The sequence below is a fragment of the Flavobacterium saccharophilum genome, assembly GCF_900142735.1.
GTDB lineage: Bacteria > Bacteroidota > Bacteroidia > Flavobacteriales > Flavobacteriaceae > Flavobacterium > Flavobacterium saccharophilum.
On sequence record NZ_FRBY01000005.1, the window covers coordinates 485,979 to 503,889 of the forward strand.

Here is a 17,911-nt window from a genome sequence, read left to right on the forward strand (position 1 = left end):
ACTATTAAACCGCTTTATTTATTAACTACATCGTTTTAGCGACAGCTTGTTTTATATTCTCAACAAACTGATCAAATAAATAAGACGAATCATGTGGACCAGGACTTGCCTCCGGATGATATTGAACTGAAAAACAATTCTTGTTTTTCATTCGCATACCAGCAACTGTTTCATCGTTTAAATGCAAATGTGTAATTTCCAAATCAGGATGACTGTCAAGCTGCTCTTTATTTACCGCAAAACCATGATTTTGAGAGGTAATTTCTCCTTTACCGGTAATGATATTTTTTACTGGATGATTTATTCCACGATGTCCATTAAACATTTTATAAGTTTGAACCCCATTTGCTAAAGCAATAACTTGGTGTCCTAAGCAAATTCCAAACAAAGGATTGTCATTAGCTAAAATTTCTTTTGCTACTTCGATAGCACCAAATAAGGGATCTGGATCTCCAGGTCCATTTGACAGAAAATATCCATCTGGATTAAACGATGCTAAATCTTTATAGGTAGAATTATATGGAAAAACTTTAATGTAGCAATCTCTTTTGGCAAGATTTCTCAATATGTTCTTTTTTATCCCAAGATCTAAAGCAGAGATTTTATATGTAGCATTTTCATCTCCAAAAAAATAAGGTTCAGTAGTTGAAACTTTTGATGCTAACTCTAAACCTTCCATATTTGGCACATTTGCCAGTTCTTTCTTTAATTCTTCAATCGAAGTCCCATCTGTACAAATAACAGCATTCATAGCTCCATTGTCTCGTATATAGCTTACAAGTGCTCGAGTATCAACATCAGAAATACAGATTAAATTTTGCTTTGCAAAGTAATCTTCCAAACTTCCTGAAGCATCTTCACGAGAATAATTAAAGCTGAAGTTTTTACAAACTAAACCAGCAATTTTGATACTATCAGATTCAATCTCTAAATCATTTACTCCGTAATTTCCAATATGTGCGTTAGTAGCCACCATAATTTGACCAAAATATGAAGGATCTGTAAAAATCTCCTGATATCCCGTCATTCCAGTATTAAAACAAACTTCACCAAAAGTCTTACCGCTAATTCCGATAGATTTTCCATGAAAAATTGTTCCATCACTTAGTAATAAAATGGCGCTTTGTCGTGTTGTGTATTTCATTCTTTAATTTGTATTGTTTTTAATCGTCCTAAAACAGCCAGGCTTGTTTTATTTGTAATTAGATATTTTGCAAATTTACTTCTTTAAAAGAGTGCTTCCAAGATTTTTTAAAAATTTCATTCATAAAAATAAAACCTAAGTATTGAAATAAGTTATATTTTACTTTCTTTTAAAAAAAATCAAAAAAAAAAAAAAAGGATAAACTAAAAATTAGCTTATCCTTGATTTTTATAGAATCATTACTTTCATAATTATTCAGAAGCTTCAGTAGTCGTTTCAGACTCAGCAGCTGGAGCTTCAGTAGTTTCCTCAGCTTTTTTTGCTTTACCACCACGACGGCTTTTTGCTTTTTTAACTTCTTTTTTACCCCCATTGTAAAGTTCATTGAAATCTACAAGTTCGATCATTGCCATATCAGCATTATCTCCCAAACGATTTCCAACTTTAATGATACGAGTGTATCCACCTGGACGGTCTCCAACTTTAGCAGCTACGTCTCTGAACAAGTCAGTTACCGCATATTTGCTACGTAAGTAAGCAAAAACAATACGACGATTGTGAGTCGTATCTTCTTTTGATTTTGTGATTAAAGGCTCAACGAATTGTTTAAGCGCTTTAGCCTTAGCAACAGTAGTGTTAATACGTTTGTGCTCAATAAGAGAACAAGCCATATTAGCTAACATAGCTTTTCTATGTCCAGTCTGTCTGCTTAAGTGATTGAATTTTTTTCCGTGTCTCATTGCTATTTTAAATTTAATCCGCCGTGGCGGATTGAATTATTCTTTATCTAATTTGTATTTAGCTAAATCCATTCCGAAGGTTAAATTTTTAACTGCTACAAGTTCATCTAGCTCTGTTAAAGATTTTTTACCAAAATTACGGAATTTCATTAGGTCATTTTTATTGAACGATACTAAATCACCAAGTGTATCAACTTCAGCCGCTTTCAAGCAATTTAATGCTCTCACAGATAAATCCATATCAACAAGCTTAGTTTTAAGCAATTGTCTCATATGCAATGACTCTTCATCATACGATTCTGTTTGTGCAATTTCGTCAGCCTCGAGTGTAATTCTTTCGTCAGAAAACAACATGAAGTGGTGAATTAAAACCTTAGCAGCTTCAGTAAGAGCATCTTTTGGATTAATAGAACCATCAGTTTTAATTTCAAAAACTAATTTTTCGTAATCCGTTTTTTGCTCTACACGGAAGTTTTCAATTGCATATTTTACATTTTTTACCGGAGTAAAAATAGAGTCTGTAAAAATGGTTCCAATTGCAGCATTCTGTTTTTTGTTCTCCTCAGCAGGAACATATCCTCTACCTTTTTCGATTGTTAAATCGAAGTTCAATTTGATTTTAGAATCTAAATTACAGATAACAAGGTCTGGATTCAAAACTTGGAAACCTGAAATAAATTTTTGAAAATCACCTGCTGTTAATTGATCTTTACCAGAAACAGAAATTGTAACTGCTTCATTATCGATATCTTCGATTTGACGTTTGAAACGTACTTGTTTTAGATTAAGGATAATTTCGGTAACATCTTCAACAACACCTGAAATAGTAGAAAACTCATGATCTACACCTTCGATACGAACAGATGTAATTGCATAACCTTCTAATGCTGAAAGCAAAACTCTTCTAAGTGCATTACCAACTGTCAATCCATAACCAGGTTCTAAAGGTCTAAATTCGAATTTACCTTCAAAATCGGTTGAATCGATCATGATAACTTTATCGGGCTTTTGAAAATTAAATATTGCCATAAATTTCGACTAAGTCAATTATTATTTGTTGTACAACTCTACGATTAATTGTTCTTTAATGTTTTCTGGAATCTGAAGTCTTGCAGGTACAGAAACAAAAGTTCCTTCTTTAAGATCATTATTCCAAGTAATCCATTCATAAACATGACTTGAATTTGACAAAGAACGTTCGATAGCTTCTAAAGATTTAGATTTTTCACGAACTGCAACTTTATCACCAGGTTTAAGGTGGTAAGAAGCGATATTTACAACTTCACCATTAACAGTAACGTGTCTGTGAGAAACTAATTGTCTAGCACCTCTTCTAGAAGGAGCGATACCCATTCTAAAAACTACGTTATCTAATCTTGCCTCACATAATTGTAAAAGAACTTCACCAGTAACACCTTTAGTAGCTGATGCTTTTTTGAATAAATTTCTGAATTGTTTTTCTAAAATTCCGTAAGAATATTTAGCTTTTTGCTTTTCCATTAACTGAACAGCATACTCAGATTTTTTACCTCTTTTTTTAGCCATCCCGTGTTGTCCAGGTGGGTAATTTCTTTTTTCGAAAGATTTATCATCTCCGAAGATTGCTTCGCCAAATTTACGAGCAATTCTAGTTTTAGGACCAGTATATCTTGCCATTTCTAAAAAATTAAATTTAAGGTAGAGATTATGAATTCAGGTCAAATCCTTCGATAATCTATATTCTACCTTGTTTATACTATGAATAAATAAAATTAAACTCTACGTCTCTTTGGAGGACGACATCCGTTGTGAGGCATTGGAGTAACATCGATAATCTCAGTAACTTCAATTCCACCGTTATGAATAGAACGGATAGCAGACTCACGTCCGTTTCCTGGTCCTTTTACATAAACTTTTACTTTTTTAAGTCCAGCCTCAAGAGCTACTTTACTACAATCTTCTGCTGCCATTTGAGCTGCGTATGGAGTATTCTTTTTAGAACCTCTGAAACCCATTTTACCAGCTGAAGACCAAGAAATAACTTCACCTTTTTTGTTTGTCAAAGAAATGATGATGTTATTGAAGGTAGCAGAAATATGAGCTTCTCCCGTTGATTCAACGATAACTTTACGTTTTTTTGCAGTTGCTTTAGCCATATTACTTATTATTTAGTTGCTTTTTTCTTGTTAGCAACAGTTTTTCTTTTACCTTTTCTTGTTCTAGAGTTGTTTTTAGTTCTTTGTCCTCTTAACGGAAGACCAGATCTATGACGGATACCTCTGTAACAACCAATATCCATTAAACGTTTGATGTTCAAAGAAACTTCAGAACGTAATTCTCCTTCAATTTTGAATGCTCCAACAGCTTCACGAATTGCTCCGATCTCGTCATCATTCCAATCTTGAACTTTTTTGTCTTGGCTAACTTGAGCTTTTTCTAAAATCTCAATAGCTCTACTTCTTCCTAATCCAAAGATATAGGTAAGTGCTATAACACCTCTTTTATTTTTTGGGATATCTACCCCTGCTATTCTTGCCATAATTATCCTTGTCTTTGTTTAAATCTAGGATTCTTTTTGTTTATTACGTACAATCTCCCTTTTCTACGCACAATGATGCACTCGGGACTTCTCTTTTTTACTGATGCTCTAACTTTCATAGTGAATATCCTTTAATATCGATAAGTAATTCTTGCTTTTGACAAATCATAAGGACTCATTTCTAGTTTCACTTTATCACCAGGTAATAATTTGATGTAATGCATACGCATCTTACCAGAAATATGAGCAATTACAATATGTCCATTTTCTAACTCTACACGGAACATTGCATTTGATAATGCTTCAATGATTGATCCGTCTTGTTCTATTGCTGATTGTTTTGCCATAAATATATTAAGCTACCGCTTTTCTATTTTTACCAGTCTTCATTAAACCATCATAATGTTTGTTTAACAAGTATGAATTGATTTGCTGAATAGTATCTATTGCAACTCCAACCATAATTATTAATGAGGTACCTCCAAAAAACATTGCCCAAGATTGTTGTACATCCATAATACTTACAACAATAGCTGGGAACACAGCAATCAAAGCAAGGAATAAAGATCCTGGGAAAGTTATTAAAGACATCACTTTATCTAAAAAGTCTGAAGTTTCAGCACCTGGACGAACTCCTGGGATAAAACCACCGCTTCTTTTTAAATCATCAGCCATTTTGTTAGTAGGAACAGTAATTGCAGTGTAGAAGAATGTAAATACAATAATTAAAGTTGCAAATACAAAATTATACCAAAAACCGAACATATTACTAAATGCTCCAACAATAGATTGTGATGTGTCTGATTTAGACAATCCAGCTACAGCTGCAGGTATAAACATAATTGCCTGAGCAAAAATGATTGGCATAACTCCAGAAGCATTAAGCTTAAGAGGAATCCATTGTCTATTACCACCTGCTAAATCTTGCTCATAATCACCAGTTGTTGTACGACGAGCGTATTGAACCGGGATTCTACGTACTGCCATTGTAAGCAATACACAAGCAATAATCACTAATAACCACACAATAATTTCAATAACTAATAACATTGGACCTCCATTGTTATTGGTAACTCTCGTTGTAAACTCCTGAATAAAAGCTTGAGGTAAACGAGCTAAGATACCAACCATAATTAATAATGAAATTCCATTTCCAATACCTTTATCTGTAATTTTCTCTCCAAGCCACATAGCAAAGATTGTACCTGTCACTAAAATGATAACAGATGAGAACAAAAATTCAGGAGAATTAAAGCCTAGTAAGAATGCACTACCAGGCAATGTTCTGTATAAATTATAGATATAAGTTGGACCTTGAACCAGTGTAATAGCTATAGTCAACCAACGAGTGATTTGATTAATCTTTTTTCTACCACTTTCTCCATCGTTTTGAAGTTTTTGTAAATAAGGAATAGCAATTCCCATCAACTGAACCACAATAGACGCAGAAATATAAGGCATAATACCTAAAGCAAAAACTGAAGCTTTAGAGAAAGCACCCCCAGTAAACATGTCTAGGATAGATCCTAAACCATTTTTAGTTTGTCCCGCTAAACCAGTTAATTGAGTTGCGTCAATTCCAGGAAGCGTAACGTGTGCACCAAAACGATATACTAAAAGCAATCCTAATGTAATTAAGATTCTGTTTTTCAGTTCTTCGATTTTCCAAACATTACTTATTGATTCAATAAATTTCTTCATCTTAATAGATAAGTTATATAGTTACAGCTTCTCCACCAGCAGCTTCAATAGCAGCTTTTGCAGTAGCAGTAAATTTGTGGGCAGTTACTTTTAATTTTGCTTTCAATTCTCCTCTACCTAAAATCTTAACGATTTCATTTTTGGTAGCTAGACGATTTGCTACGAAATCTGTCATAGAAACAGAATCAGTAATCACACCATTGTCTACTAATAATTGAAGCGTATCTAAATTAACACCTTCGTATTCTTTACGATTGATGTTTGTGAAACCAAACTTAGGCACACGTCTTTGAAGTGGCATTTGCCCTCCTTCAAAACCAATCTTTTTAGAATAACCAGAACGAGATTTTGCCCCTTTGTGACCTCTTGCAGCAGTGCCACCTTTTCCAGAACCTTCTCCTCTACCTAATCTTTTATTTTGATTGTGCGTTGATCCTTCAGCTGGTTGTAAGTTACTTAAATTCATAACAGTATTTGTTATTTAGCTTCTTCAACAGAAACTAAGTGTTTAACTTTGTTTATCATACCAAGGATAGCAGGGTTTGAATCATGCTCTACAACTTGTCCCATTTTACGTAGACCTAAAGCTTCCAAACCTCTCTTTTGAGAAAGAGGACAGTTGATTTTGCTTCTTACTTGTTTTACTAATAATTTAGCCATAATTTCCTTGAATTAACCTTTAAAAACTTTTTCTAAAGAAACACCTCTTTGTTTTGCAACAGTGTGAGCGCTTCTCATTTGTAATAAAGCATCAAAAGTTGCTTTCACTACGTTATGAGGATTTGATGATCCTTGAGATTTAGATAATACATCGTGAATACCTACTGATTCAAGAACTGAACGAACAGCTCCACCAGCAATAACTCCTGTACCATGAGAAGCAGGAATTAAGAATACACGTGCACCACCAAATTTACCTTTTTGTTCGTGAGGAACAGATTGTCCATTCAAAGGAATTTTTACTAAATTTTTCTTAGCATCTTCTACTGCTTTCGCAATTGCTTCAGAAACGTCTTTAGATTTTCCTAATCCGTGACCAACTACTCCATTTTCATCACCTACAACTACAATAGCAGAAAAACCGAAAGCTCTACCACCTTTTGTAACTTTAGTAACACGATTAACACTTACCAGACGATCTTTAAGTTCAAGACCACTTGGTTTTACCAATTCTACATTTTTGTATTTAGACATAATATATTAGAATTTAAGTCCAGCCGCTCTTGCGCCTTCTGCTAATGATTTAATACGACCGTGATATAAATAACCTCCTCTATCAAAAGTGATGGTATCAATCCCAGCTTTTAACGCTTTTTCAGCAACTAGTTTTCCAACAGCAGCAGCTACTTCAACGTTAGTACCTTTTCCTATTTCTTTTTCTCTTGAAGATGCAGCTAATATAGTAACTCCATTTACATCATCAATAAGTTGAGCGTAAATTTCTTTGTTACTTCTAAATACAGATAGTCTTGGGTTAGTAGCAGTACCACTAATCGATTTTCTAATTCTGAATCTAATTCTCTGTCTTCTATCAGATTTTGTTAATGACATAATCTTATTTTTTAAGCTGATTTACCTGCTTTTCTTCTTAATACTTCACCCACAAATTTAACACCTTTTCCTTTGTATGGTTCAGGCTTACGGAAACCTCTGATTTTCGCAGCAACCTGACCTAAAAGTTGTTTGTCAAATGATGTTAATTTTACGATAGGGTTTTTACCTTTTTCAGATATTGTTTCTAAAGCTACTTCTGGAGCAATTTCTAAAACAATATTGTGAGAATATCCAAGTGCTAAATCTAATTTTTGACCTTGGTTTGAAGCTCTATAACCTACTCCAACTAATTCTAGTTCTTTAGTAAAACCTTCTGATACACCAACAATCATGTTATTGATTAATGATCTGTATAATCCGTGTTTTGCTCTTTGGTCTTTATGATCAGACGATCTTTCAACTTGAACCTGATCGCCTTCAACTGTTACAGTTACGTCCGAAAACTCCTGAGTAAGTTGACCTTTTTTTCCTTTTACTGTAATAATACCGTCTTTAACTTCTACAGTTACGCCAGCAGGGACTACAATTGGGCTTTTACCTATTCTTGACATCTTATTTAGTCTTTAAAATTAGTATACGTAACAAATTACTTCACCACCTACATTTAATTGTTTCGCTTGTTTTCCAGTCATAAGACCTTTTGAAGTTGAAACAATAGCAATTCCTAATCCATTAAGGATTCTTGGTAATTTGGCAGCACCTGCATATTTACGTAAACCAGGTTTACTAATTCTTTGGATATCTTTAATTACAGGCTCTTTAGTATCTTTATCATACTTCAAAGCGATTTTGATAGAACCTTGAACAGTGTTCGTCTCAAATTTGTAACTCAAGATATAACCTTGATCAAATAAGATCTTAGTTATTTCTTTTTTAAGATTAGAAGCTGGAATTTCAACAACTTTGTGGTTTGCAGCCACAGCGTTACGAACTCTAGTCAAATAATCTGCAATAGGATCTGTATACATATGTATTTGATTGCGATTACGGTTTTCGGGAGGCACCCGCCTCCCGAACCTTTAATCAATTAAAAATTATTTTTTGGTTTGCAAAAGTAGTAACTTATTGCGAGATTACCAAGACGCTTTTTTAACTCCAGGAATTAATCCATTATTAGCCATCTCACGGAAAGTTACACGTGAAATACCAAATTGACGAATATAACCTCTTGGTCTACCTGTTAATTTACAACGATTGTGTAAACGAACTGGTGAAGCATTTTTCGGTAATTTTTGTAAACCCTCAAAATCTCCAGCTTCTTTCAAAGCTTTTCTTTTCTCAGCATACTTAGCTACCGTTTTCTCTCTTTTCACCTCACGGGCTTTCATTGATTCTTTAGCCATGTCTTAATTCTTTTTAAAAGGTAATCCTAATTCAGCCAATAATGACTTTGCTTCCTTGTCTGTTTTTGCAGTAGTAACAAATGTAATATCCATTCCTGAAATTTTGTTTACTTTGTCAATATCAATTTCAGGGAAAATGATTTGCTCTAAAACTCCAAGATTGTAATTACCTCTTCCGTCGAAACCAGTAGCTTTGATACCACTAAAATCTCTAACGCGTGGTAAAGCAGAAGTAATAAGTCTATCTAAAAACTCATACATTCTTTCACCACGTAAAGTAACTTTTGCTCCAATAGACATCCCTTTTCTCAATTTGAAAGACGCAACGTCTTTCTTTGAAATTGTAGATACTGCTTTTTGTCCAGTGATCTTTGTTAACTCATCAACTGCATAGTCAATAAGTTTTTTATCAGATACAGCTGCACCAACTCCACGGCTCAAAACGATTTTTTCAAGTTTTGGAACTTGCATTACGTTTGTATATCCGAATTCCTCTTTAAGAGCAGAGATTACTCTACTCTTATATTCTTCTTTTAGTCTAGGTGTATATGCCATTACTATAGTACTTGATTAGATTTTTTTGAAAATCTTACTTTCTTATCTCCTTCTACTCTAATACCAACTCTAGTTGTTTCCTTTGTTTTAGGATCAATTAGTGAAATGTTAGATATTTGTATAGAAGCTTCTTTCTTAACGATACCACCTTGAGGGTTTTTAGCACTTGGTTTTGTATGTTTCGAAACCATGTTTACACCTTCAACTATCGCTTTATTTTTCTCACGGTAAACACGTAAAACTTTACCTTCAGCACCTTTATGGTCTCCAGCAATAACTCTTACGATATCTCCTGATTTTATTTTTAGCTTTATCATCTTAAAACGAATTAAAGCACTTCTGGTGCTAATGATACAATTTTCATGAATTGTTTTTCACGAAGTTCTCTTGCTACCGGACCAAAAACACGAGTTCCTCTCATTTCCCCTGCAGCGTTCAAAAGAACACATGCATTATCATCGAAACGGATATAAGAACCATCAGCTCTTCTCACTTCTTTTTTGGTACGTACAACAACTGCAGTTGAAACAGCTCCTTTTTTAACGTTACCGTTAGGAGTTGCATCTTTAATAGATACTACAATCTTGTCACCAACAGAGGCATACCTTCTTTTGGTACCTCCTAAAACACGGATAGTTAAAACTTCTTTTGCTCCCGTGTTATCTGCTACTTTTAGTCTTGATTCCTGTTGTACCATAATTATTTAGCTCTTTCTAAGATTTCAACTAATCTCCAACATTTTGTTTTACTTAAAGGACGCGTTTCGCTAATTCTTACAGTATCTCCAATGTTACAGTCGTTTGTTTCGTCGTGTGCAACGTATTTCTTTGTTTTCAACACGAACTTACCGTATAATGGGTGTTTTACTTTTCTTACTTCAGCAATAACAATAGACTTATCCATTTTATTTGAAGTAACAACACCTATTCTTTCTTTTCTTAAATTTCTTTTTTCTTCCATCTTTCAGCAGAATACAATTATTGTAACTCTCTTTTAGTTAACTCTGTAGCTAATCTTGCAACTGTTCTTCTTACACTTCTAATTTGAAGTGGGTTCTCAATTGGAGAAATAGCGTGAGCCATTTTTAGGTCAGCATATATTTTCTTAGTTTGACTAAGTTTTTCTTGCAACTCCGCTGCAGAAAGATCTTTTATTTCTGATTGTTTCATAATATAAATTTAATTATGCTTCGAAATCTCTAGCAACGACGAATTTAGTTTTTACTGGAAGCTTTTGAGCTGCAAGACGTAAAGCCTCTTTTGCAACTGATAAAGGAACTCCTCCAACTTCAAACATAATTCTTCCGGGTTTAACAACGGCAGCCCAATATTCAACGGCACCTTTACCTTTACCCATACGTACCTCAAGAGGCTTCTTAGTAATTGGTTTGTCTGGAAATATTTTGATCCATAATTGTCCTTCTCTCTTCATGAAACGAGTTGCAGCAATACGCGCAGCTTCGATTTGACGAGACGTTAAGAACATTCCATCTTCATGTACAGATTTAATACCAAACATTCCATTAGAAAGTTCATGCCCTCTTTGAGAGTTACCTTTCATTTTACCTTTCTGTACCTTACGGTATTTTGTTCTTTTAGGCTGTAACATTTTTCTTTAGTTTAAAAATTTACTTTCTTTTACGAGCGTCTGGTTTTCCACCTTTATTAAAAGGCTTTCTGTCTCCTCTCGGAGAATCGCCACCTTTACCACCACCAGTTCCAGATTGTTTTTTATCCATTCCTGCAAGTGGAGAAAGATCTCTCTTTCCATAAACTTCACCTTTCATGATCCATACTTTGATACCCATTCTACCGTAAGTAGTATGAGCTTCAGCCAAAGCATAATCAATGTCAGCCCTGAAAGTTGATAGAGGAATTCTACCTTCTTTGAAACCTTCTGAACGCGCCATCTCAGCACCATTCAAACGACCAGAAATCAAAACTTTAATACCTTCAGCGTTCATACGCATAGAAGCAGCAATAGCCATTTTGATTGCACGTCTGTAAGAGATACGGCTTTCGATTTGACGAGCGATGCTTGTCGCCACAAGATAAGCATCTAATTCAGGTCTTTTGATTTCAAAGATGTTGATTTGAACCTCTTTGTCAGTAACTTTCTTAAGTTCCTCTTTTAACTTGTCTACCTCTTGTCCACCTTTTCCGATAATGATACCAGGTCTAGCAGTAGTGATAGTAACGGTTACAAGTTTCAAAGTTCTCTCGATGATTACTTTTGATACACTAGCTTTTGATAAACGAGCGTGGATATACTTTCTGATTTTGTGATCTTCGGCAAGTTTGTCACCGTAATCATTTCCACCATACCAGTTTGAGTCCCACCCTCTGATGATACCAAGTCTATTTCCAATTGGATTTGTCTTTTGTCCCATGCTGCTTAAGAATTGCTTTGTGTGTTATTGATAGCTCCAAGCACGATTGTTACGTGATTAGAACGTTTTCTTATTCTGTGTGCACGACCTTGTGGAGCTGGACGAAGTCTTTTCAACATCATTCCACCATCTACTCTGATCTCTTTAACAAATAATCCAGCCTCTTCTAAATTACCTTCACTATTTTTTTGCTCCCAGTTGTTGATTGCAGATAATAATAGTTTCTCTAATTTTCTTGAAGCTTCTTTAGAACTGAATCTTAAGATGTTAAGTGCTCTTTCTACCTTCTGACCTCTTACCAAGTCCGCTACTAAGCGCATTTTTCTAGGTGAAGTAGGGCAGTTATTCAATTTTGCGAAAGCAATAGACTTATTAGCCTCTTTTCTCGCATCTGCTGTTTCTCTTTTACGAACTCCCATTGCTTCTTATTTTTTACCTTTATTTTTTGCTCCAGCATGACCTCTAAAAGATCTAGTTGGTGAAAATTCTCCTAATTTGTGACCTACCATGTTTTCTGTTACGTAAACTGGTACAAATTGACGACCGTTATGAACTGCGATAGTTTGTCCAACGAAATCTGGAGTAATCATAGAAGCTCTAGACCAAGTCTTTACTACACTATTTTTACCACTCTCTACGTTTTCCTGAACTTTCTTGTCTAACTTATAATGAACGAAAGGTCCTTTTTTTAATGAACGTGCCATATCTTATTATTTCTTTCTACGTTCTACGATATACTTGTTACTCGGGTTTTTCTTAGAACGAGTTCTATAACCTTTTGCTGGTATTCCATTTCTTGAACGTGGATGTCCACCAGAAGAACGTCCTTCTCCACCACCCATTGGGTGATCAACAGGGTTCATTGCAACAGGTCTTGTTCTAGGTCTTCTTCCTAACCATCTTGTTCTACCTGCTTTACCAGATACAACTAATTGGTGGTCTGAATTAGAAACAGCTCCAATTGTAGCCGAACAAGTTAACAAGATCAATCTTGTTTCACCAGATGGCATTTTGATTGTAGCATATTTTCCATCTCTTGCCATTAATTGAGCAAATGTACCAGCCGAACGAGCGATTACCGCACCTTGACCTGGACGTAACTCAATACAAGAGATTACAGTTCCTAAAGGAATTCTGCTTAAAGGCAATGTATTACCAATTTCTGGTTGAGATTCTGGACCTGAAACTAATTTCTGACCAACTTTCAATCCGTTTTGAGCAATTACATAAGTTTTCTCTCCATCAGCATAAGCTAATAAAGCGATAAATGCAGTACGATTTGGATCATATTCGATTGATTTCACTGTAGCCGGAATTCCGTCTTTAGTTCTTTTGAAATCAATAATACGATATCTCTGCTTGTGACCACCACCCGTATAACGCATGGTCATCTTTCCTTGACTATTTCTACCTCCAGAGTTTTTTATCGGCGCTATCAAAGAGCGTTCCGGCTTATCAGTTGTAATGGCGTCATAACCATTCACAACTCTAAATCGCTGACCTGGGGTAATAGGTTTTAATTTTCTTACTGACATTTTTCTATCTTAGATATTGTTGTAAAAATCAATTGTTTCTCCTTCTTGTACTTGAACAATCGCTTTCTTAATTGCATTTGTCTTTCCACTGATCAAACCACTTTTAGTGTATTTTGTAGTTCTATCCGGTCTTACGTTCATCGTGTTAACTGAAACGATAGTTACTCCATAAGCAGCTTCAACAGCTTTCTTAATTTGAACTTTGTTTGCTTTTTTGTCAACAACGAATCCGAAGCGGTTTAAAACTTCACTTTCTTTGGTTACTTTTTCTGTTACTATAGGTCTAATTATGATACTCATATTCCTATTATTTGCTTAAATTTTCTTCAATTAACTCCAAAGAACCTTCCAAAAGCACTAAATTGTTAGTGTTTAAAATAGCGTAAGTGCTTAATTCTGAGCTAGTTACGACATTAGAAGCCTTTAAATTGCGTGAGGACAAATATACATTTTTATTCGACTCTCCCAACACAAATAGAGATTTTTTATTTTCTAACCCTAAAGCTTTCAAAACGTTAATGAAATTTTTAGTGTTTGGCGCTTCAAAATTAAAGTCTTCAAGAACGATGATATTCGTCTCTTTTGCTTTGATTGAGAAAGCTGATTTTCTTGCCAATCTTTTCAAAGATTTATTCAATTTAAATGAATAACTTCTTGGTCTTGGTCCGAAAACTGTTCCACCACCTTTAAACAATGGATTCTTAATACTTCCCGCACGAGCCGTACCAGTTCCTTTTTGTTTTTTAATCTTACGCGTACTTCCTGTCACTTCAGCTCTTTCTTTAGCTTTATGAGTACCTTGTCTTTGATTAGCAAGATATTGCTTAACATCAAGGTATACAGCGTGATTGTTTGGTTCAATTGCGAATACTGAATCAGAAAGTTGAACTTTTCTTCCAGTATCTTTTCCGTTGAAATCTAATACATTTACTTCCATTACTTCTGAATGATTACATAAGAGTTTTTATGTCCAGGAACACATCCTTTAATAACAAGTAGGTTCTTTTCAGCAACTACTTTTAAAACTCTAAGGTTTTGTACTTTTACATTATCTCCTCCCATTCTTCCAGCCATACGCATTCCTTTGAATACTCTAGATGGATAAGAAGAAGCTCCCACAGAACCTGGCGCTCTTAGACGGTTATGTTGACCATGAGTTGCTTGACCAACACCACCAAATCCGTGACGTTTTACAACACCTTGAAAACCTTTACCTTTAGATACACCTTGTACATCTACAAATTCTCCTTCAGCAAAAATAGAAACATCGATAAGATCCCCTAATTTTTGTTCAGTTGCGAAATCTTGGAATTCAACGACTTTTTTCTTAGCAACAGTTCCAGCTTTTTTAAAGTGACCTAAAGCCGCTTTAGTAGAATGTTTCTCGTTTTTGTCATCGAAACCTAGTTGCAACGCTTCGTACCCGTCAACACCTTTGGTTCTGACTTGGGTAACAACACACGGCCCAGCCTCGATTACTGTACAAGGAATGTTTTTCCCGTTTTCGTCGAAAATACTAGTCATGCCGATTTTTTTACCAATTAACCCAGACATAAATATTAATTATTAATTACTAAAATTCCCTTCAATTTGAAAATAACAGAAATTTCCAAACAGGGAGTGCAAAAGTAGACATTAAAATTGAATATACCAAACAGTTGCAAAAATTAAATCGCTCATTATCACAATCAAACGACCTAAACAAGCATCTACAGATAAAAATTTATACCAAAAAATAAATCTTCATAGCCTAATCTCTAGCGATATTTTTCTTAACATTTAGGTAACCAACAAAAGAAAAAACATCGGCAACACCCTAAACAAAAGACATTTCACCAAAAGCACGCAACAAAACCTCAAAAAGTAAACATCACAAAAAACAAAAATCCAAATCCACCCAGAAACAAAAAAGCGAGACATTTCTGTCTCGCCTTTTTTATAAAATATAACAAAAAATTATACTTTTATCTCTACTTCAACTCCACTTGGCAATTCAAGTTTCATTAATGCATCAATAGTTTTAGATGAAGATGAATAAATATCAATCAATCTCTTGTATGACATTACTTCAAATTGCTCTCTCGCTTTTTTGTTAACGTGCGGAGAACGTAACACAGTGAAAAGTTTTTTGTGAGTTGGCAACGGAATTGGACCTGTTACAACTGCTCCAGTAGTTTTTACTGTTTTTACGATCTTTTCAGCAGATTTATCTACCAACATGTGATCGTAAGATTTTAGTTTTATTCTGATTTTTTGACTCATTTTCTTAAGAATTAAGCGTTACCTTTTGCTTTTTTAATTACAGCTTCTGAAATATTAGAAGGTGTTTCTGCATAGTGAGAAAACTCCATTGTTGAAGTCGCTCTACCAGAAGATAATGTTCTTAACGTTGTTACATATCCAAACATCTCTGATAAAGGCACATCAGCTTTAATAGTTTTAGCACCGTTTCTGTCACCCATGTCATTAACCTGACCTCTACGACGGTTGATATCACCTACGATATCTCCCATGTTTTCCTCAGGAGTAATAACTTCCATTTTCATGATTGGCTCCAAAATAATCGCACCAGCAGCCTTAGCTACCTCTCTATAACCCATTCTTGCAGCTAATTCAAAAGAAAGAGCATCAGAATCGACAGGGTGGAAAGATCCATCCGTCAAAGTTACTTTCAAACTATCCACTTGATAACCTGCCAATGGACCAGTTTTCATAGCTTCACGGAAACCTTTTTCTACAGAAGGGATATATTCTTTAGGAACGTTACCACCTTTTACTGCATTAATAAACTGTAATCCAACAGGAACTTTACCATCAACTTCGTCAGCTGGCTCAAGTGTAAATACGATATCACCGAATTTACCACGACCTCCTGATTGTTTTTTGTAAGTCTCTCTGTGTGTTGCAGTTCTTGTAAACGCTTCTTTATACTCAACTTGAGGCTCACCTTGGTTTACTTCAACTTTAAATTCACGTTTCATACGATCAACTAAGATATCCAAGTGAAGCTCACCCATACCAGAAATAATAGTTTGCCCTGAAGCCTCATCTGTTCTAACAGTAAATGTTGGATCTTCTTCAGCTAATTTAGCCAAAGCCATACCCATTTTATCAACGTCAGCTTTAGTTTTAGGCTCAATAGCAATACCAATTACCGGCGCCGGGAATTTCATAGACTCAAGAATGATTGGGTGTTTTTCATCACACAATGTATCTCCAGTTTTAATATCTTTAAATCCAACAGCAGCCCCAATATCTCCAGCCTCAATGTATTCGATTGGATTTTGCTTGTTAGCGTGCATTTGGTAGATACGAGAAATTCTTTCTTTACTTCCTGAACGAGTGTTCAAAACATAAGAACCAGCATCCAAACGTCCAGAGTAAGCACGGAAGAAAGCTAAACGACCAACGAATGGGTCAGTAGCAATTTTAAATGCCAAAGCAGCGAACGGCTCTTTTACGTCCGGACGACGTAAGATTTTAGTTTGATCTTCTTCTAATAACTCAGCATCATCAGGATGAATTCCTTCAATACCTTCCTTATCCATTGGAGAAGGCAAATATTTACAAACCGCATCTAACATGAATTGAACTCCTTTGTTTTTGAAAGAAGAACCAGCGATCATCGGAATGATAGCCATATCCATGGTAGCAGCTCTTAAAGCGTTGTTGATCTCTTCTTCTGTAATAGAGTTTTCATCTTCCATGAATTTCTCTAAAAGATTTTCATCATAATCAGCAACTGCTTCAATAAGAATAGATCTGTACTCTTTAACCTCTGCAACCATATCAGCAGGAATTTCAACAATATCAAAAGTCGCCCCTTGAGTTGCATCATGCCAAATGATAGCTTGGTTTTTTACTAAATCTACAACACCTTTGAAATCATTCTCTTCACCAATTGGCAAAGTGATCGCAACAGCATTTGATTTCAACATATCACGAACTTGTTGACAAACTGCCAAAAAGTTAGATCCTTGACGGTCCATTTTATTAACAAATCCCATACGTGGAACTCTATATTGATCAGCAAGTCTCCAGTTAGTTTCTGATTGAGGCTCAACACCATCAACAGCACTAAACAAGAAAACTAAACCATCAAGTACACGTAAAGAACGGTTTACCTCTACAGTAAAGTCAACGTGTCCAGGAGTATCAATAATATTAAAGTGATATGGCAATGATTCAGGCAAAAGCTTACCTTGCTCAGTTGGAAAATTCCACTCACAAGTTGTTGCAGCCGAAGTAATTGTAATACCTCTTTCTTGCTCTTGAGCCATCCAGTCCATTGTTGCAGCACCATCGTGCACTTCACCAATTTTATGCGACTTTCCAGTATAAAAAAGGATACGCTCAGTTGTTGTTGTTTTACCAGCATCAATGTGAGCAGCAATTCCGATATTTCTTGTATATTTTAAATCTCTAGCCATTT

The 17,911-nt window shown here is 35.1% G+C and carries 31 protein-coding genes; all 31 read right to left on the bottom strand.

The features are described from left to right. Window positions 1-25: 25 nt before the first annotated feature. A complete protein-coding gene (gene carA / locus BUA98_RS18005; protein WP_072974803.1) occupies window positions 26-1,144 on the bottom strand; it encodes a glutamine-hydrolyzing carbamoyl-phosphate synthase small subunit in 1,119 nt (372 codons plus the stop codon). Between the two features lie 251 nt (window positions 1,145-1,395). After that, window positions 1,396-1,884, bottom strand: coding sequence for a 50S ribosomal protein L17 (rplQ, locus tag BUA98_RS18010; protein ID WP_007803683.1), 489 nt, complete (start codon window positions 1,882-1,884; stop codon window positions 1,396-1,398). Window positions 1,885-1,920: 36 nt separating this feature from the next. Next, window positions 1,921-2,913, bottom strand: coding sequence for a DNA-directed RNA polymerase subunit alpha (locus tag BUA98_RS18015; protein ID WP_026109818.1), 993 nt, complete (start codon window positions 2,911-2,913; stop codon window positions 1,921-1,923). Between the two features lie 21 nt (window positions 2,914-2,934). Then, a complete protein-coding gene (gene rpsD / locus BUA98_RS18020; protein ID WP_026982953.1) occupies window positions 2,935-3,540 on the bottom strand; it encodes a 30S ribosomal protein S4 in 606 nt (201 codons plus the stop codon). A gap of 95 nt (window positions 3,541-3,635) precedes the next feature. Continuing rightward, window positions 3,636-4,019, bottom strand: a complete 384-nt coding sequence (rpsK, locus tag BUA98_RS18025) for a 30S ribosomal protein S11 (protein WP_007803677.1) — start codon at window positions 4,017-4,019, stop codon at window positions 3,636-3,638. Between the two features lie 8 nt (window positions 4,020-4,027). After that, entirely contained in the window at window positions 4,028-4,402 is a 375-nt protein-coding gene (rpsM, locus tag BUA98_RS18030; protein ID WP_056245953.1) for a 30S ribosomal protein S13, read from the bottom strand. Window positions 4,403-4,404: 2 nt separating this feature from the next. Further along, window positions 4,405-4,521, bottom strand: coding sequence for a type B 50S ribosomal protein L36 (gene ykgO, locus BUA98_RS18035; RefSeq protein ID WP_072945378.1), 117 nt, complete (start codon window positions 4,519-4,521; stop codon window positions 4,405-4,407). Window positions 4,522-4,533: 12 nt separating this feature from the next. Continuing rightward, entirely contained in the window at window positions 4,534-4,749 is a 216-nt protein-coding gene (infA, locus tag BUA98_RS18040; protein WP_007136545.1) for a translation initiation factor IF-1, read from the bottom strand. A 7-nt stretch (window positions 4,750-4,756) separates the two neighbouring features. Further along, a complete protein-coding gene (gene secY, locus BUA98_RS18045) occupies window positions 4,757-6,103 on the bottom strand; it encodes a preprotein translocase subunit SecY (RefSeq protein ID WP_056195286.1) in 1,347 nt (448 codons plus the stop codon). Between the two features lie 13 nt (window positions 6,104-6,116). Beyond that, on the bottom strand, window positions 6,117-6,569 hold the full coding sequence (gene rplO, locus BUA98_RS18050; RefSeq protein WP_026982954.1) for a 50S ribosomal protein L15: 453 nt from the start codon (window positions 6,567-6,569) through the stop codon (window positions 6,117-6,119). Window positions 6,570-6,580: 11 nt separating this feature from the next. Next, the gene (rpmD, locus tag BUA98_RS18055) at window positions 6,581-6,763 is read right to left on the bottom strand and encodes a 50S ribosomal protein L30 (protein ID WP_017495010.1); all 183 of its coding nucleotides are present in this window, start codon (window positions 6,761-6,763) and stop codon (window positions 6,581-6,583) included. A 12-nt stretch (window positions 6,764-6,775) separates the two neighbouring features. Then, window positions 6,776-7,300: a 30S ribosomal protein S5 gene (gene rpsE, locus BUA98_RS18060; protein ID WP_085950926.1), complete on the bottom strand. Its 525-nt coding sequence runs from the start codon at window positions 7,298-7,300 to the stop codon at window positions 6,776-6,778. Between the two features lie 3 nt (window positions 7,301-7,303). After that, window positions 7,304-7,654 carry a 50S ribosomal protein L18 gene (rplR, locus tag BUA98_RS18065; RefSeq protein WP_072974805.1) on the bottom strand — a complete coding sequence of 117 codons (351 nt, stop codon included), beginning with the start codon at window positions 7,652-7,654 and terminating at the stop codon, window positions 7,304-7,306. A gap of 11 nt (window positions 7,655-7,665) precedes the next feature. Beyond that, a complete protein-coding gene (rplF, locus tag BUA98_RS18070) occupies window positions 7,666-8,208 on the bottom strand; it encodes a 50S ribosomal protein L6 (protein ID WP_072974807.1) in 543 nt (180 codons plus the stop codon). A gap of 18 nt (window positions 8,209-8,226) precedes the next feature. Continuing rightward, the gene (rpsH, locus tag BUA98_RS18075; RefSeq protein ID WP_029272051.1) at window positions 8,227-8,625 is read right to left on the bottom strand and encodes a 30S ribosomal protein S8; all 399 of its coding nucleotides are present in this window, start codon (window positions 8,623-8,625) and stop codon (window positions 8,227-8,229) included. A 105-nt stretch (window positions 8,626-8,730) separates the two neighbouring features. After that, on the bottom strand, window positions 8,731-9,000 hold the full coding sequence (gene rpsN, locus BUA98_RS18080) for a 30S ribosomal protein S14 (protein ID WP_007803655.1): 270 nt from the start codon (window positions 8,998-9,000) through the stop codon (window positions 8,731-8,733). A 3-nt stretch (window positions 9,001-9,003) separates the two neighbouring features. Continuing rightward, the gene (gene rplE, locus BUA98_RS18085; protein ID WP_072974808.1) at window positions 9,004-9,555 is read right to left on the bottom strand and encodes a 50S ribosomal protein L5; all 552 of its coding nucleotides are present in this window, start codon (window positions 9,553-9,555) and stop codon (window positions 9,004-9,006) included. A 2-nt stretch (window positions 9,556-9,557) separates the two neighbouring features. After that, a complete protein-coding gene (rplX, locus tag BUA98_RS18090) occupies window positions 9,558-9,872 on the bottom strand; it encodes a 50S ribosomal protein L24 (protein ID WP_007803650.1) in 315 nt (104 codons plus the stop codon). An 11-nt stretch (window positions 9,873-9,883) separates the two neighbouring features. After that, the gene (gene rplN / locus BUA98_RS18095) at window positions 9,884-10,252 is read right to left on the bottom strand and encodes a 50S ribosomal protein L14 (protein ID WP_007803649.1); all 369 of its coding nucleotides are present in this window, start codon (window positions 10,250-10,252) and stop codon (window positions 9,884-9,886) included. Between the two features lie 2 nt (window positions 10,253-10,254). Further along, complete coding sequence (gene rpsQ, locus BUA98_RS18100; RefSeq protein WP_007803646.1) at window positions 10,255-10,515, bottom strand: 30S ribosomal protein S17; 261 nt, start codon at window positions 10,513-10,515, stop codon at window positions 10,255-10,257. 17 nt (window positions 10,516-10,532) lie between these two features. Further along, window positions 10,533-10,724: a 50S ribosomal protein L29 gene (gene rpmC / locus BUA98_RS18105; protein ID WP_007803639.1), complete on the bottom strand. Its 192-nt coding sequence runs from the start codon at window positions 10,722-10,724 to the stop codon at window positions 10,533-10,535. Between the two features lie 13 nt (window positions 10,725-10,737). Next, window positions 10,738-11,163, bottom strand: coding sequence for a 50S ribosomal protein L16 (gene rplP, locus BUA98_RS18110; protein WP_007803637.1), 426 nt, complete (start codon window positions 11,161-11,163; stop codon window positions 10,738-10,740). A gap of 19 nt (window positions 11,164-11,182) precedes the next feature. Then, on the bottom strand, window positions 11,183-11,944 hold the full coding sequence (gene rpsC, locus BUA98_RS18115) for a 30S ribosomal protein S3 (RefSeq protein WP_007803635.1): 762 nt from the start codon (window positions 11,942-11,944) through the stop codon (window positions 11,183-11,185). 5 nt (window positions 11,945-11,949) lie between these two features. Beyond that, entirely contained in the window at window positions 11,950-12,363 is a 414-nt protein-coding gene (rplV, locus tag BUA98_RS18120) for a 50S ribosomal protein L22 (RefSeq protein ID WP_007803631.1), read from the bottom strand. A 6-nt stretch (window positions 12,364-12,369) separates the two neighbouring features. Beyond that, complete coding sequence (rpsS, locus tag BUA98_RS18125) at window positions 12,370-12,648, bottom strand: 30S ribosomal protein S19 (RefSeq protein ID WP_012022488.1); 279 nt, start codon at window positions 12,646-12,648, stop codon at window positions 12,370-12,372. A 6-nt stretch (window positions 12,649-12,654) separates the two neighbouring features. After that, the gene (gene rplB, locus BUA98_RS18130; protein WP_007803623.1) at window positions 12,655-13,479 is read right to left on the bottom strand and encodes a 50S ribosomal protein L2; all 825 of its coding nucleotides are present in this window, start codon (window positions 13,477-13,479) and stop codon (window positions 12,655-12,657) included. Window positions 13,480-13,488: 9 nt separating this feature from the next. Further along, entirely contained in the window at window positions 13,489-13,779 is a 291-nt protein-coding gene (gene rplW, locus BUA98_RS18135) for a 50S ribosomal protein L23 (protein ID WP_017495018.1), read from the bottom strand. A 7-nt stretch (window positions 13,780-13,786) separates the two neighbouring features. Then, on the bottom strand, window positions 13,787-14,416 hold the full coding sequence (gene rplD, locus BUA98_RS18140) for a 50S ribosomal protein L4 (RefSeq protein ID WP_072974810.1): 630 nt from the start codon (window positions 14,414-14,416) through the stop codon (window positions 13,787-13,789). After that, on the bottom strand, window positions 14,416-15,033 hold the full coding sequence (gene rplC / locus BUA98_RS18145) for a 50S ribosomal protein L3 (protein ID WP_007803612.1): 618 nt from the start codon (window positions 15,031-15,033) through the stop codon (window positions 14,416-14,418). Before rplC ends, rplD begins: the two co-directional genes overlap by 1 nt. 402 nt (window positions 15,034-15,435) lie before the next feature. After that, window positions 15,436-15,741 (bottom strand): 30S ribosomal protein S10, encoded by a 306-nt coding sequence (gene rpsJ / locus BUA98_RS18150; RefSeq protein WP_007803605.1) that lies wholly within the window; start codon window positions 15,739-15,741, stop codon window positions 15,436-15,438. Between the two features lie 11 nt (window positions 15,742-15,752). Beyond that, window positions 15,753-17,909 carry an elongation factor G gene (gene fusA, locus BUA98_RS18155; RefSeq protein WP_031456041.1) on the bottom strand — a complete coding sequence of 719 codons (2,157 nt, stop codon included), beginning with the start codon at window positions 17,907-17,909 and terminating at the stop codon, window positions 15,753-15,755. Window positions 17,910-17,911 lie beyond the last annotated feature (2 nt).